This window comes from Allobosea sp. 05T439 (assembly GCF_056396005.1).
In genome coordinates, this window is the sequence record NZ_JBFTKP010000040.1 from 1 (window position 1) to 13,583 (window position 13,583).

The 13,583-nt window shown below is 66.1% G+C and carries 13 protein-coding genes; 7 read left to right on the forward strand and 6 right to left on the reverse strand.

Translation table 11 applies throughout. From position 1 onward, the window contains the following. Positions 1 to 260: 260 nt before the first annotated feature. The 3 genes from AC1DIO_RS29030 to AC1DIO_RS29040 all read right to left on the reverse strand — a co-directional run bounded on the left by AC1DIO_RS29030 (position 261) and on the right by AC1DIO_RS29040 (position 4,060). Positions 261 to 1,178, reverse strand: coding sequence for a 3-hydroxyacyl-CoA dehydrogenase NAD-binding domain-containing protein (locus AC1DIO_RS29030; protein WP_476854455.1), 918 nt, complete (start codon positions 1,176 to 1,178; stop codon positions 261 to 263). Positions 1,179 to 1,269: 91 nt separating this feature from the next. Then, on the reverse strand, positions 1,270 to 2,241 hold the full coding sequence (locus AC1DIO_RS29035; protein ID WP_441508283.1) for a Bug family tripartite tricarboxylate transporter substrate binding protein: 972 nt from the start codon (positions 2,239 to 2,241) through the stop codon (positions 1,270 to 1,272). A 79-nt stretch (positions 2,242 to 2,320) separates the two neighbouring features. Beyond that, positions 2,321 to 4,060 (reverse strand): IlvD/Edd family dehydratase, encoded by a 1,740-nt coding sequence (locus AC1DIO_RS29040; protein WP_476854456.1) that lies wholly within the window; start codon positions 4,058 to 4,060, stop codon positions 2,321 to 2,323. Between the two features lie 64 nt (positions 4,061 to 4,124). Here AC1DIO_RS29040 and AC1DIO_RS29045 point away from each other — a divergent pair, with 64 nt between their 5' ends. The 3 genes from AC1DIO_RS29045 to rfbD all read left to right on the forward strand — a co-directional run bounded on the left by AC1DIO_RS29045 (position 4,125) and on the right by rfbD (position 6,184). Further along, positions 4,125 to 4,811 carry a GntR family transcriptional regulator gene (locus AC1DIO_RS29045; protein WP_476776275.1) on the forward strand — a complete coding sequence of 229 codons (687 nt, stop codon included), beginning with the start codon at positions 4,125 to 4,127 and terminating at the stop codon, positions 4,809 to 4,811. A 123-nt stretch (positions 4,812 to 4,934) separates the two neighbouring features. Continuing rightward, the gene (locus tag AC1DIO_RS29050; RefSeq protein ID WP_441508286.1) at positions 4,935 to 5,291 is read left to right on the forward strand and encodes a dTDP-4-dehydrorhamnose 3,5-epimerase family protein; all 357 of its coding nucleotides are present in this window, start codon (positions 4,935 to 4,937) and stop codon (positions 5,289 to 5,291) included. Further along, entirely contained in the window at positions 5,291 to 6,184 is an 894-nt protein-coding gene (gene rfbD, locus AC1DIO_RS29055) for a dTDP-4-dehydrorhamnose reductase (protein WP_476854457.1), read from the forward strand. The genes AC1DIO_RS29050 and rfbD overlap by 1 nt, the downstream gene beginning before the upstream one ends. 493 nt (positions 6,185 to 6,677) lie before the next feature. Here the strand turns inward: rfbD and AC1DIO_RS29060 are convergent, their stop codons facing one another. Further along, positions 6,678 to 8,480: a mechanosensitive ion channel family protein gene (locus AC1DIO_RS29060; RefSeq protein WP_476854458.1), complete on the reverse strand. Its 1,803-nt coding sequence runs from the start codon at positions 8,478 to 8,480 to the stop codon at positions 6,678 to 6,680. A gap of 371 nt (positions 8,481 to 8,851) precedes the next feature. Between AC1DIO_RS29060 and AC1DIO_RS29065 the strand changes: the two genes are divergently transcribed. Beyond that, complete coding sequence (locus AC1DIO_RS29065; RefSeq protein WP_441493829.1) at positions 8,852 to 9,085, forward strand: hypothetical protein; 234 nt, start codon at positions 8,852 to 8,854, stop codon at positions 9,083 to 9,085. 35 nt (positions 9,086 to 9,120) lie between these two features. Here AC1DIO_RS29065 and AC1DIO_RS29070 read toward each other — a convergent pair whose 3' ends face one another. Together AC1DIO_RS29070 and AC1DIO_RS29075 are read right to left on the reverse strand one after the other, a co-directional pair. Further along, positions 9,121 to 10,023, reverse strand: coding sequence for a PhzF family phenazine biosynthesis protein (locus AC1DIO_RS29070; protein ID WP_476776271.1), 903 nt, complete (start codon positions 10,021 to 10,023; stop codon positions 9,121 to 9,123). A gap of 202 nt (positions 10,024 to 10,225) precedes the next feature. Then, positions 10,226 to 11,104, reverse strand: coding sequence for a helix-turn-helix domain-containing protein (locus AC1DIO_RS29075; RefSeq protein WP_441508290.1), 879 nt, complete (start codon positions 11,102 to 11,104; stop codon positions 10,226 to 10,228). 161 nt (positions 11,105 to 11,265) lie between these two features. Between AC1DIO_RS29075 and AC1DIO_RS29080 the strand changes: the two genes are divergently transcribed. The 3 genes from AC1DIO_RS29080 (at position 11,266) to AC1DIO_RS29090 (ending at position 13,543) form a co-directional block, all read left to right on the forward strand. Continuing rightward, positions 11,266 to 11,601 (forward strand): hypothetical protein, encoded by a 336-nt coding sequence (locus AC1DIO_RS29080; protein ID WP_441508291.1) that lies wholly within the window; start codon positions 11,266 to 11,268, stop codon positions 11,599 to 11,601. Beyond that, positions 11,585 to 12,997 carry a M20 family metallopeptidase gene (locus AC1DIO_RS29085; RefSeq protein ID WP_441493832.1) on the forward strand — a complete coding sequence of 471 codons (1,413 nt, stop codon included), beginning with the start codon at positions 11,585 to 11,587 and terminating at the stop codon, positions 12,995 to 12,997. Before AC1DIO_RS29080 ends, AC1DIO_RS29085 begins: the two co-directional genes overlap by 17 nt. A gap of 171 nt (positions 12,998 to 13,168) precedes the next feature. Beyond that, complete coding sequence (locus tag AC1DIO_RS29090; protein WP_441508292.1) at positions 13,169 to 13,543, forward strand: VOC family protein; 375 nt, start codon at positions 13,169 to 13,171, stop codon at positions 13,541 to 13,543. The last annotated feature ends 40 nt before the right edge of the window (positions 13,544 to 13,583 follow it).

Genomic DNA, 13,583 nt, shown 5'->3' on the forward strand with positions numbered 1-13,583 from the left:
AGCTTCAGCCACGACCAGGGGGAAACGAGGATCACCCTGAGTGGCCGCTGCTCCGGCGCGCTTGACTTCAGCCTCTCCGTCCAGATCGAGCGCCGGGACGCGTCGCGGACGCGGGGGCAGGAGAGAACCTTCCGCGAGGGCACGGGGCCGATCACCGATTTGTAGGGCACCTGTCAGGGCCGAGGGGCGTGCCGCCGCCTGATCCGCGAAAGGACTGCGCGCGCGATTTGCTGCGCGCCCACTCAGGCCTGTGACCCCGCCTACTCGCTCACCAGCTTGCGCGATTTCAGCAGCGCCAGCAGGCCCTCGTCGCGGCGCGCTTCCAGCTCGGCGATCGAGCGGCCGGCGCTCTCCTCTGCCACCCCCTCGACGATCCGGCGCTGCACCTCATCGCTGAGGGAGGGGTGGCCGAGCGATTCCCAGCGCCTGAGCTGGCTCGGCCCGAGATGGGCGAGATAGCCCTTGATGCCGCCATCGCCGCCGCCGAGATGATAGGTCATATGCGGGCCCATCAGAGCCCAGCGCAGACCCGGCCCATGGCACAGGGCGGCATCGATATCGGCGACGCTGGCGACGCCCTGCTCGACCAGATGGACCGCCTCGCGATAGAGCGCCGACGCCAGCCGGTTGGCGATATGGCCCGGCATTTCCCGGTTCAGCACCACGGGCTTGCGCCCCAGCGCGCGATAGAAGGCGCTGGCGCGGGCAATGACGGCCTCATCCGCGCCGATGATCTCGACCAGGGGCACGAGATGGGGCGGGTTGAACGGATGGGCGACGATGATGCGCTCGGGCCGGAGGCACTCGGCGACGATGGCGCTGCGCAGCAGGGCCGAGGTGCTGCTGGCGATGATCGCATCCGGCGCCGTCTGGGCGTCGATCTGGCTCAGCAACTGCCGTTTCACGGCCTCGTTCTCTGGGCCGTTCTCCTGGATGAACTGCGCGCCTTCAAGCACCGCGCCGAGCCTGGTCGAAAAGCTGAGCGCCCCCGCCCCGTCAAGCCCCAGTTCGGTGAGCTGCGCCCGCGCCCGCGCGACGTAAGTGAAGAATTTCTCCTCGGCTGCGGGCGAGGGGTCGTAAGCCGCGACAGCGACGCCATGAGCACAGGCGAGCGCCGCCCAGCTCGCGCCGATCATGCCGGCGCCGACAATGGCGATGCGCTCGATGGGGTTTGTCATGATGCTCTCGCTCCCAAGGGCTGGCGTCGATGAGCGCAGGATCTCACCGGTGCCACCGCTCCGGCCTAGCGCAGCGCGGAGCCAAATTCCATCACTCCGGCTTCAGCCCGGTCGCCTTGATCAGGTCGCTCCATTTCGTCATCTCGCTGTCGATCAGCGCGGCCGCCTCGGCAGGCGTGCCGGGCTTGGGCGTCACGCCCTGCAGCTTCATCGCTTCCAGCGCCTTGGGGCTTTTCAGCGCCTTGACGATCTCGGCGTTGAGCTTGTCGATGATCGGCTGCGGCGTGCCGGCCGGGGCGAGCACCCCGAACCAGGAGCCGATCTCGAAATCGGGCAGCCCCTGCGCGATCGCCGTCGGATAATCCGGCATGAAGGGGGAGGGCTCGCGGCCGGTGGTCGCGATCGCCTTCAGCGAGCCCGCATTCACATGCTGGAGCACGGAGGGAATGGTGTCGAACATCACCTTGACCTGGCCGCCGATCATGTCGGTCATCGCCGGGCCGCTGCCGCGATAGGGCACATGGCCGAGCTTCGTCCCGGCGCGCGCATTGAACATCTCGCCGGCCAGATGCTGCGGCGAGCCGTTGCCGGAGGAGGCGTAGTTGAAGTCCTCGGGCTTGGCCTTGGCGAGCGCGATCAGCTCGGGGATGGTCTTCGCCTGCACCGAGGGGTGGACGACGAGCGCCAGGCCGACCGTGCCGGCGATGGTGACCGGCGCGAAATCCTTCTTCAGGTCGAAGCCGGGCTTGGCCTGCAGCCCCATATTGATCGAGTGGCTGGTGAGCGCGCCCATCAGCAGCAGATAGCCATCGGGCTGGGAGCGGGCGACGGCAGCCGCGCCGACGCTGCCGGCCGCGCCGGCGCGGTTCTCGACGATGACGCGCTGGCCGATCGTCTGCGAGAGTTCCTCGGCGATGACGCGGCCGATAATGTCGGTCGCCCCGCCCGGCGCATAGGGCACGAGCAGCGTGACCGGCCTTTGCGGATAGGCCTGCGCGGCAAGTGACAGACCGGCAAGTGAGAGAGCGGCGAGCGTGCCGCCGAGAAAGGCGCGTTTCAGCATCGGGCATTGTCCTCCGGGTTGGGCTGCGGGCCGGTTCGTCCGGCCCTGCATCACGTGTCTTGAGCCGCGCTGCGGCCAGTCAGCAGAAGTCGAAATCGCAGCCTTCATCGGCCTGGAGGACGCTTTTCAGATAGAGCCCGCGATAGCCGCGCGAGGGCTCGCTGAGATGGGCGGGCGCCTGCCATTCTGCCCTGCGGCGGTCGAGCTCGGCCGCCTCGACCAGCAATTCGATCTGGCGGGCGGGCACGTCGAGCCTGATCAGGTCGCCGTCGCGGACCAGCCCGAGCGGGCCGCCCACCGCCGATTCAGGCGTGATGTGCAGGACGATCGTGCCGAAGGCGGTGCCGCTCATGCGGGCATCCGAAATCCGGACCATGTCCTTGACGCCGGCCTGGGCGAGCTTCTTCGGGATCGGCAGATAACCGGCCTCCGGCATGCCGGGCGCGCCCTTGGGGCCGGCATTGCGCAGCACGAGCACGTCATCGGCAGTCACATCGAGCGCGGGATCGTCCATGCGCGTCACCATGTCCTCGACGGAGTCGAAGACGACGGCCCGGCCGGTGTGCTGGAGCAGGGCAGGAGAGGCGGCCGAATGCTTGATCACCGCGCCGCCAGGCGCCAGGTTGCCGCGCAGCACGGCCATGCCGCCGGTCTGCTTCAGCGGGTTTGCGGCGCTGCGGATGATCGTCTGGTTCGGCACCTCCTCGGCGGCCTCCGCGATCTCGCCGATGGTCTGGCCACTGATGGTGATGGCGTCGAGCGCCAGATGCGCGCGCAGTTCCTTCATCAGCTTCGGCACGCCGCCGGCCCAGTGGAAATGCTCCATGTAATGATCGCCCGACGGCTTCAGATCGATCAGCACCGGCACGGCGCGGCCGATCGCGTCGAACTCCTCGAGATCGATGCTCAAGCCTGCGCGCCGCGCGATGGCCGCGAGATGGACGAGCCCGTTGGTCGAGCCGCCGATCGCCTGCAGCACCACCATGGCGTTGCGGAAGGCGGTCTCGGTCAGCAATTCGCTCGGCCGCAATCCACGTGAGCTCTCGCCCCCCTTGGCCAGCGCAACAGCCTGCTTGCCGCTGGCTTCGGCGGCGCGGATGCGGTCGGCATGGGTTGCCGGAATCGTGCCGGTGCCGGGCAGCGCGATGCCGAGCGCCTCGACGAGGCAGCCCATGGTGCTGGCCGTGCCCATGACCATGCAGGTGCCTTGCGTCGGTGCGAGCCTGCCGCTCAAGACCTCGATCTCGGCCTCGTCGATCGTGCCGGCCCGGTGCTGGCCCCAGAGCCTGCGGCAATCCGTGCAGGCGCCGAGGATCTCGCCCTTGTGGTGGCCGACCAGCATCGGGCCGGTGATGAGCTGGATCGCGGGGATATCGGCCGAGACCGCGCCCATCAGCTGCGCCGGCACGGTCTTGTCGCAGCCGCCGATCAGCACGACCGAATCCATCGGCTGGGCGCGGATCATCTCCTCGGTGTCGATCGCCATCAGGTTGCGCAGGAACATCGAGGTCGGGTTCGAGAGCGACTCGTGGATCGAGACCGTCGGGAACTCCATCGGCAGGCCCCCGGCGAGCATGACGCCGCGCTTCACCGCCTCGATCAGGCGCGGCACATTGCCGTGGCAGGGGTTGAAGTCGCTGAAGGTGTTGGTGATGCCGATGATCGGCCGGTCGAGCGCATCGTCGGAAAAGCCGGCCGCCTTGATGAACGCCTTGCGCAGGAACAGCGAAAAGCCGGGATCGCCATAGCTGGCGAGATTGCGGCGCATGCCGCGCGGGGCCGGTTTGGCGGAGGCAGTCTTGTCATCGGTGCTCGTCATGACATGATGAGGCGTTGCCGTTGGCAGGATTGTCAACAATTATGTTGGAACTGGAATAAGCCGCATGTCCGTCCTCGCGCTGAAGCCTGCCACCGCCGACCGCACCCGCATGGTGGCCGATGCCCTCGAGGAGGAGATCGTGCTTGGCTGGCTCCTGCCGCGCGAGCGCCTGATCGAGGAGGACATCGCCGCTCGGCTCGAGGTGAAGCGCCATGTCGTGCGCGAGGCGCTGGCCGAGCTGGAGCGGGTCGGGCTGGTCGAGCGCGTGCCGAACAAGGGCGCAGCCGTCAGGCTGCTGGAGCCGCAAGAGGTGCGCCAGATCTATTCGGTGCGCGAGGCGCTGGAGACCTTGGCGGCTGAGCAGATTCCGCTGCCGGCGGGCTCCGAGATCGTCTCACGGCTGAAAGCCATTCAGGAGGTCCATGCGGCCGCGGTCACTGACGCCGACGCGCGCGCGGCCTTCCGCGCCAATATGGCGTTTCACGAGGCGCTCTTTGCCGCATGCGGCAATCCGCATCTCGTCGAGCTGATCCAGATGATGGCGCAGAAGGTTCATGGCGCCCGTTCGATCACGGCGGCCAGCCCCTCGCATCTGGCGCTGGCCTGCGCCGAGCATTGGGCGATGATCGCCGCGCTCGAGGCCGGCGACCGGGCGAGGCTGGTCCAGCTCTGCCGCGACCATCTCCGCCCCTCGCGCGACGCCTATATCGCCGCCGTGGAGCAGAGGCAGGGCCGCGATCAGGCGCGATAGGGGGGCTTTGGCCGGGGGGCGGGTGACAATGTCCGGAACTGCCTTTTCTGACGTTGGGTACGTCCGCTTTTCGGCCATTCAATTTGGCGAAGACGAGGCTGATCTTCAGCACTGGAGGTCACTATGATCATGAGCCGGGAGGTGTTGCGGACTCGGGCCCCGCTCGCGTCCATAGACGAGCCGCGAAAATTCGTCGATCTACGTGGGGGATCGGTTCAAGCGGACAACATCAGGGCCAGCGGTCATATCGTGCCGCGCAAGCAGGCCGGAGACATGACAATGCCCTTCGTCACACACGAGCCGGACACCGAAGTGCTCTGCAAGACCACCGGGCCCTACGCGCCCGAGAACGATCATGGGCTTGCCTTCGATGATCCGGCCCTCGGCATCGCCGAGGCTCTGCCCCTGTCCTCGCTGCCCCTCTCCGAAAGGGATCGCAAGCATCCGCGGCTCGCCGAGATGCTGCGGTTTTTCGACTGATGGGTCTGCGCATCGTCGTCACCGGTTGGACCGGCCAGGTCGTCCGCGCCATGCTGGAGCGCGTGCCGGCCGGTGTTGAAGTCGTCGCGCTCCGCCGCCCGGATCTGGATCTCGCCATCCCCAAAATGATCGCGCCAGCACTGCGCGCGGCCAGGCCCCATGTCATCGTCAATGCGGCGGCCTATACGGCGGTGGACCAGGCTGAGAGCGAGCCCGACCTCGCCATGCGCGTCAACGGCGAGGCGGCCGGTGAAGCGGCGCGCGCGGCTGCCGCACTTGGCGTCCCCGTCATCCAGATTTCGACCGACTACGTCTTCGACGGGGCGCTCGACCGGCCCTATCGCGAGGACGATGCGACCGGGCCGATCTCAGCCTATGGTGCCAGCAAGCTGGCCGGCGAGCGGGCGGTCGCGGCCGCCTCGGACAACCACGCGATCCTGCGTACGGCCTGGATCTACAGCCCCTTCGGCAAGAATTTCGTCAAGACCATGCTGCGCCTGGCCGAAACAAGCGACGAGGTCGGCGTGGTCGCGGACCAGCATGGCTGCCCGACCAGCGCGCTCGACATCGCCGACGCCGTCCTGGCGGTGGCGCGCAATCTGGTCGCCCGCCCCCAGGACGAGACACTGCGCGGCATCTTTCACATGAGTGCTGCGGGGGAAGCGGTCTGGGCCGATGTCGCCGAGGCGATCTTCGCAGACCGGGAGCGGCTCGGCGGCAAGCCGGTCGCGGTCAAGCGCATCGCCACGACGGATTACCCGACGCCAGCGCGGAGGCCGGCCAATTCACGGCTCGACTGCGGCAAGCTCGCCGCGCGGCACGGCGTTACGCTTCCCGCATGGCGCGGCTCGCTGGCGACCTGCGTCGAGCGTCTCCTCAAGGATCAGGGATAGACCACGTCCAACTGCGGCGGATGAGCCTCACGCACCATGGCGATCTCCGCCGTGACGCGGAAGAAGCGGGCGATCTCGCAGATATCGCCGTGCTCGGCCGGGGCGTCTTCCCTGACGGGATCGAACGATTGCCGACGCGATTGGCGCCAAATGGCAAGACCCGGCGACCGGGCAATGCGCGAAATGATCCCGATAGGTTTCGTCTGCTGATCGGACAGCGATCGATCGGATGAAGGCTTCGACTGTCAGGCCGTGCCGACAGGTTAAAGCCCCGCCCGAGATACGCCCGGTGTCCGGTTGGCTGACGGCCGGAGGATCGATGGAGCGCGATATGGCTGAGATCGCGATGGTCGCCATGGGATCGGTTGTCTATTCGTTGACCTGCTGGGTCGCCCTAGCGCCCCGTCGCAGATGAGCGGTCGGGGCTTCTGGCTGGACCGGTTCTTGTGGCGCAAGGCCCCGATGCCCGGTAAACGAAGGCGAACAGGCGGGCTCACCCACCCATCTCGGGGACATGAAGGGGCTTGGGCACCAGTTTGATGCCGTTCTCCGCCAGCACGATCCGCACCTTGGACAGGATAGCCTTGCGGATCTGGAATTGACGCCCGGCCAGGGCCTTGTATTTGGCGCGGATCACCAGAGTGCCTTCCTCGAGGGCTGCAATGCCCTGGCTCTTGAACGGCTCAAGCAGATCGGCGTTCAGCTCCGGATCCGCTTCGATCTCCTGCCCGATCTTCTTGAACAGTTTCCGCACGGCTTCGACATCGGTGTCCAAGGCAACTCGGAACATCATCTTCTCGATGACCCATTCGCGGCTGAAATTCTGGATCTTCCCGATCTGCCCGAAAGGAATGGTCGCAACCGGACCACGCGGGTGCCTCAGGGAGACCGATCGCAACGAAATTCTCTCGACAGTGCCCTTGGCTCCCGAGGTCTCGATATATTCGCCCAGGCGGAAGGCATCATCGACGAGGAAGAACAGACCGGCCACCACATCCTTGACCAGTGTCTGGGAGCCCAGCCCGATCGCCAGGCCGAAGATCGAGAGGCCGGTGATCAGCGGCCAGACATTGATGCCGAGCATCACCAGGACGGTCAGAGCCCCCAGCGTCAGAAGCGCGGCCTTGGTGAGGCCCACGAGCAATGGGCCGACAGTGGTCAGCCGCGTGCCGATCATGGCGGCGGGGACCTGCGGATCGCCCGGCGTTTGAGGTCTGATGCGCGCGGCCATGATGGCCACCCAGTTCCAGCAGAAGGCAATGACCAGCACGAGCATCAGGATCTCGCCGGCTTTCAGCAGGACGGTGCCCCGCGGAATACCGACGACATCCAGGATCGGCAGGAGCCAGAGCGTGGCCAAGACCGCGAGAATCGATGCGGCGACCACGATGCGGAAGGTGCGCCACAGCGCGCCCGTCAGTTCTCCGCCCTGCGAGCGAACCGCCTGCCAGCCGCGTCTTTCGATGGCGACGTCGAGATGAGGACCAGCGAGAACCAGAAGAAGCGAAAGCAGCAACAATCCGCCCCGCGTCGGCCTTCCGATCGTCAGGTCCAGCTGGATGAAGAGGAAGGCGGCGATGACGACCGCCACCACCAGCCCGGGCCAGAGTGCAGCCAGCTTCCGGCGGAGCGATCCTGCCCGGCTGCCGAATGACAGAACCCTGGTCACCAGCCCGCGATGACGAAGATACGCGGCTGCGACCAGAATGGTGAACGGCAAGGACACCGCGAATGTCGCGAAGAGATCGCGTAGCGGATCGGCCGCATTCCATATGCGCAGACAGGCAAGGACCACCAGGCCGCCGGCCGCGATGCCAATGGCGACCGCGAGATCGCGTCGCCAAGGCCAGAAGATCGACCGGCGACCGGTGGCCAGCGGGAAACAGATCATTGTCGCCACGGCCGAGATCACGACGCAGTTGAGCAAGGCGCGGCGGAGCACCGTATCGGTGATAAGACCGAGGAGCAGGACCCAGGCCGCCAGCACCGCGAGCAAGGCGGCCGCGAACCAGGCGGCCCCGAACAGAAGCGGCCGGGCCTTCACTTTGCCGATGATCGCGCTGGCAAAAGCTGCCGTTGCAACAGCGGCAATCAGGCAAACCGCTGCAATGCCGAGAGCCAGCAGCGCGGGACGATAGCCGGCGGCCTCCAGACCTTGGACGAAATCGTGCCACGCACCGCCGGACGAGAGCCAGCCTGACAGCCTCCTCGTCAGACCGTCCTCGATCAGCATGGAGAACCGATGGAGCATCCCGGATGCAACCTCGAGCTCGTCGGTCGTTGAAACAGCAGCCATGGTCTCAGTCTCGCGTGGAAGTCGACGACACCAGTCCGTCCAAGCCAGACAATTGTCCGGTACGGAGAACGTTCTGAACGCCTTGCAAGGGAGGGACGCCCCGATACTGCCGGGATAGGGCTGCGGCCTTCGCGGCGCAATCCGGCATAGGGCTTGCCCCCCTGGCCTGGCGCGGGGGCCACCTGCTGTCGATCCTGAGAACCGTCGCGCAGGAGACTGTGTCGGCAGACTGCGGAAAGGCGAGATCGCGCGCCGTTGCGCCTGACATTGCTGCTTGTCCCCTGCCGTGCCGGCTCCTGCGTGAGCGCTCCGGCTCGCTGCAGCACGCAATCGCGGACGAATCGGCCCGCGAGTCCCGCGGCGGGCATTTCGTGCGTGGACAGCCTGCCCGTCTTGCCATTTCGCGCCAATCGCGACCGATCGAACACGGCAGCAAACCGGCCCATCTGGCGCAGGCCTGCGCCGGGCAGGGGGCGATGATCGCAGCGTTCGAGGCCGGCGACCGGGCAGGGCTGGTCGAGCTCTGCCGCGACCAGCCCGGCCCCTCGCGCGACGCCTCTATCGCCGCAGTCGAGCCACGGCAGGGCCGCGATCAGGCGCGATAGGGGGCTCGACCAGGAGAAGCGTCGGCGCGAAACCCCTAGACGGCAAAGCGCTCGCTGCCCTGATGCCATTCGTGCGGTTCCGCTGGCTTGACGGAGCCTCCAAGAAGACAGCCGACCGGCCTGTCATCGGCAAATCCCAGGCGCACGCCGATCTCGGACAGGGAACCCATGGCCCGCCCTTGAAGAATGGTGATGCGCTGGCTGTCGCGACCCACTAGCCCGTTCCTGAGCAAGCCGAAGGCCAGGGCCGCAGCCGCGATGCCGGTTGCTGCATCCTCGGGATAGCCTGAGGATTTCGGGAATTGCCGCGCCTCGAAACGCCGCGCGCCCCGATCCTCGATCGCGTAGGGATACAGGCCCGTGGAGCCGATGCGCCCGCAGCAGTCTTCCGTCCGCCTCATGTTCGACGAGAGGCCATTCAGAAGCGCGGTGCTTTTCATGGGGATGAGCGTCTTGACGCGCGATGTCACCGCATTCTGGATGGGAAGGTCGAGGAGATCACGGCGCGAGAGGTTGAGGGTCGCCAGAACCTCCTCCTCCTCGGCCGCTGTCAGGTCGACGACCTTGCCGGCCGGCTGGCTGATCTCGACCGACGGGTCATCGGGATCCGTCAGATCGACATAGCCGGTCACCGGTCCGCTGCGCGTTTCGATGCGCAGCTGATCGGCCCGGAGCCTGCCAGCCATGGCCAGGCACCACAGCGCACCGATCGTGGCGTGCCCGCACATTTCCATCTCGTGGCGCGGCACCCAGAAGCGGAAGGCATAATCGAAATCGGCACTGGACCCCGGCAGGACGAAGCCGGATTCGTGGCCGAAGCGCTGGGCCTCCGCCTGCATTCCTGCTTCCGGCCATCCCGACGCGTCGATCGCGATCGGGCAAGGATTCCCGCCGCTTCCCCTATGGGTGAAGACGTTGACAAGCCTGATGTCGTTCATCGTCGCAGCCTCGCTCACGTCATGGACGGCGCGATGGCGTCGACGACGGCAGCCCCGAAGCCGATCGGCATCGTCCTCGTCAGATCCGAACGGATGACGAAGCCATTTGGTTGAGCGCCCTGCATCGCATGTCCTCGCCTGGCTCTTGAAGCATCCCGCCAGGATAAGGGGCGGGGCGGCCCCTTGCGCGACCGAGCGGGCCTCAAGATTTGTCGGATCGGGCCAGGTCCCGCCGCGCGGTCGTCGGTGTCAGCCCGGTCAGGCGCTTCATCGCCCGCGCCAGGGCGGAGCCGGATTCGAAGCCGACGCGCCAGGCGATCTCGCCAATCGGAAGCGTGGTCGCGACCAGCAACTCCTGCGCCTGCCTGATCCGCACATGGTCCTGGAAGGCGGCGATCGAGAAGCCTGTCTTGCCGCGGAACAAGCGGGTTGCATGGCGTCTGGACAAGCCGAACCTGTCGGCGATGAGGTCGAGCGGCAGGTCCTGGCTGGCGTTCTGGCTGATGAACGACCTGATCTCCGAAACGAGCATCTCGCCATGACCCTCAGGGCGCGCGCCGGACAGTTCATCGCTTCGCTCGATCTGCGCGAGGCAATTGATCAGCAATGCCGCAGCGAGGTGGCTGCGCGTGACCTGCGCAACGGCGTCGTCGGCCTGTCCACTCTGGCACAGCCCGCGAAGCGACCGGATCTCGGACGTCATTGGGAAAAAGCCTGTTCGTCCGAGCTTGCTGCGCACACGATGCAATGAGCCGATGCGGGCCTCGATCTTCGCCAGTTGTCCATCTGCAGCGTAGATCGCCACATGGCGATGGATCGGTCGGGCTGCCGAGGTCTGGTGCGCGAGACCCTGTGGAACCACCGCGAAACGGTCCTCGCTCAGCCAGGCGCCGGATTGTCTGGTCTCGTCGCGGAAATCGACCGCTCCGACATGCGGCAGGAATATCATCAGGCAGTCGTGCCAATGCCACGGCATGCGGTATTCGGAGCCGCCGCCCATCAGCGTCAATTGCTCATCGCCGTCGGCAAGCAGCGCGCCTACCGCGGAGCTGTCCCGAAGCTGTTGGATCGACCGGAGCATGTTGGCATGCCTAGCATCAGAAGCGAGATCGGAAAATGATTGGCTCCTGCACTCGCGTCCGGCAAGCACCGGCGGTCTCTGCGCGCGAGCCCGACAGGATTATCCCCCAGGGGGCGTCAGGGTTTGGAGACGATCCGCCTTGCCACTCGATTTCGAAGGCGATGACCCGCAGCGAAGAATCCATCAAGGACCGCGCGAAACGCGATGGCAGCGTGATCTCCGCGCCGGCATCCGCCATTGGCGCTGAAGAGAGGCGCCGAAAGCGGGAACGGACAAAGGCAAGCATCGCGAATTTCGGAGCGCACAAGCAAACCTCGATCAGTCTGCAACAATTGCCGATTCTTCTGAGTAAAATTCGGCCATTCTGCCGTTCGCCTTGTAGTAGCCTCTCGAAGGCTGTGGCTGTCGATATCCGGCGATTGCGGATGACGGCGGCCTTCAGCCGCCTCTATGGCGCGAATGCAATCTCGGGAGAAGGCTGTGCAGAATACCGATAAGATTTGGACGATCGTCGATTCAAAGCAGGCGGACTACATCGAGTTGAGCGACCGCGTCTTTGAAATGCCCGAACTCAACTACCGCGAGGTTAAGTCGGCTGCGGCCCACGCCGAGCAGCTTCGGCGCGAGGGATTTCGCGTGGAGACGAGCATCGCCGGATTGCCGACCGCCGTCATGGGCGAGGCGGGAGAGGACGGCCCGGTGATCGCTATCCTCGGCGAGTACGACGCGCTGCCTGAGCTCTCGCAAGCCCCCGGCATGTCCGAGCATCAACCGCTTCCGAACCAGCCGGCCGGCCATGGCTGCGGCCATAACCTGCTGGGGGCCGGCGCCATGCTGGCGGCCGCGGCGGTCAAGGATTTCCTCGCGGAGCGTGGGCTCAAGGGCCGCGTCCGCTACTATGGTTGCCCGGCGGAAGAAGGTGGGGCAGGCAAGGCGTTCATGGTCAAGGAGGGCGCCTTCAAGGACGTCGACATCGCGATTTCCTGGCATCCCGCGGATTTTGCGGCGGTGACGGCAGCCATATCCCTGGCCAACACGACGATCGACTTCGAGTTTTCCGGGCGCGCCAGCCATGCCGCCGCTTCTCCGCATCTCGGCCGTTCAGCGCTCGACGCCGCCGAGTTGATGAATGTCGGCGTCAACTACATGCGCGAGCACATGCCGAGCGATGCGCGCATCCACTACGCGTATCTCGAAGCAGGCGGCATCGCGCCGAACGTTGTCCAAGCCAAGGCCAAGCTCCGATATGTCGTGCGGGCGACGATGGTCTCCCAGGTCCATGAACTCCTCGCCCGGGTCCGGAAAATCGCCGAAGGAGCGGCACTGATGACGGAGACCACGGTCACCAGCGAAGTCGTCAGCGCGATGAGCAGCTTGCTGGCGAACACGCCCCTGGAGGATGCCATGCAGCGCAATTTCGATCGGCTTGGCCCGCCTCCGTTCGATGCAGACGACGTCGCCTTCGCCAGGCGCATGCAGAAGAGCGTGACGCCCGCGCATATCGAAAGCGCATTTCGCCGCTCGGGATTGCCGGTGACGGATTTTCCCCTGTGCAACGCGATCGCACCCAAGGAGGTGCCGGGGCCGCGTATGATGGGCTCGACCGATGTCGGTGATGTCTCCTGGGCCGTGCCGACGGTACAGGCGCGGGGCGCGACATATACGATCGGCACGCCGGGGCATTCCTGGCAGTTGACGGCCCATGGTCAATCGCCGCTGGCGCACAAGGGCATGGTTCACGTTGCGAAGGTCATGGCGGGCGTAGCCGCGGACGTGCTCGTCGAACCGGGATTGCTGGAAAAGGCCAAGGCCGACTTCGAGGAGCGCCTGGTCCGGACGCCCTATAAGGCGCTCCTGCCAGACGACGCCAAGCCACCTTTCCACATGTTCTGACGAATGGAGGGCCATGGCCCGGCCGACGAATGGTCGGGCCATGGCCGCGAGCTCGCGCTCGCTCACCGAGCCTCCCAAGCCCCACAATCGCCTGTGCCGCGACGGCATTCTGGGGGGCGCTTGCGGACCGCGCGCGACTATCTCGCGCAGGCCCTATTTGGAGATAAGACTATGTTCACTCACGTCATGATCGGCAGCAACGACCTGGAGCGGGCCAGAGATTTCTACGACGCCACATTCGCCGCGTTGGGAGGCGAGCCTGGCGAGATAGATGCCAGAGGCAGGCTGATCTATGCCCACAAGGGCGGTCGGCTGATGATCACGAAGCCGATCGACGGCAATCCAGCGACCGCGGCCAACGGTGGGACTATCGGTATCGCCGCTGCAAGCCGCGACCATGTTCTCGCGTGGCATAAGGCCGGCACCACGCATGGTGGGACGGCGATCGAGAGCCCACCCAGCGAGCGCCCGAACGGAGCCTTCGTCGCCTACCTTCGCGATCCGGACGGAAATAAGCTCACCGCGCGCTCTCAGCCGACGAAGTAACACAACCGGCAACAGCCGCTCCCAAGATCATCCCGCCTTT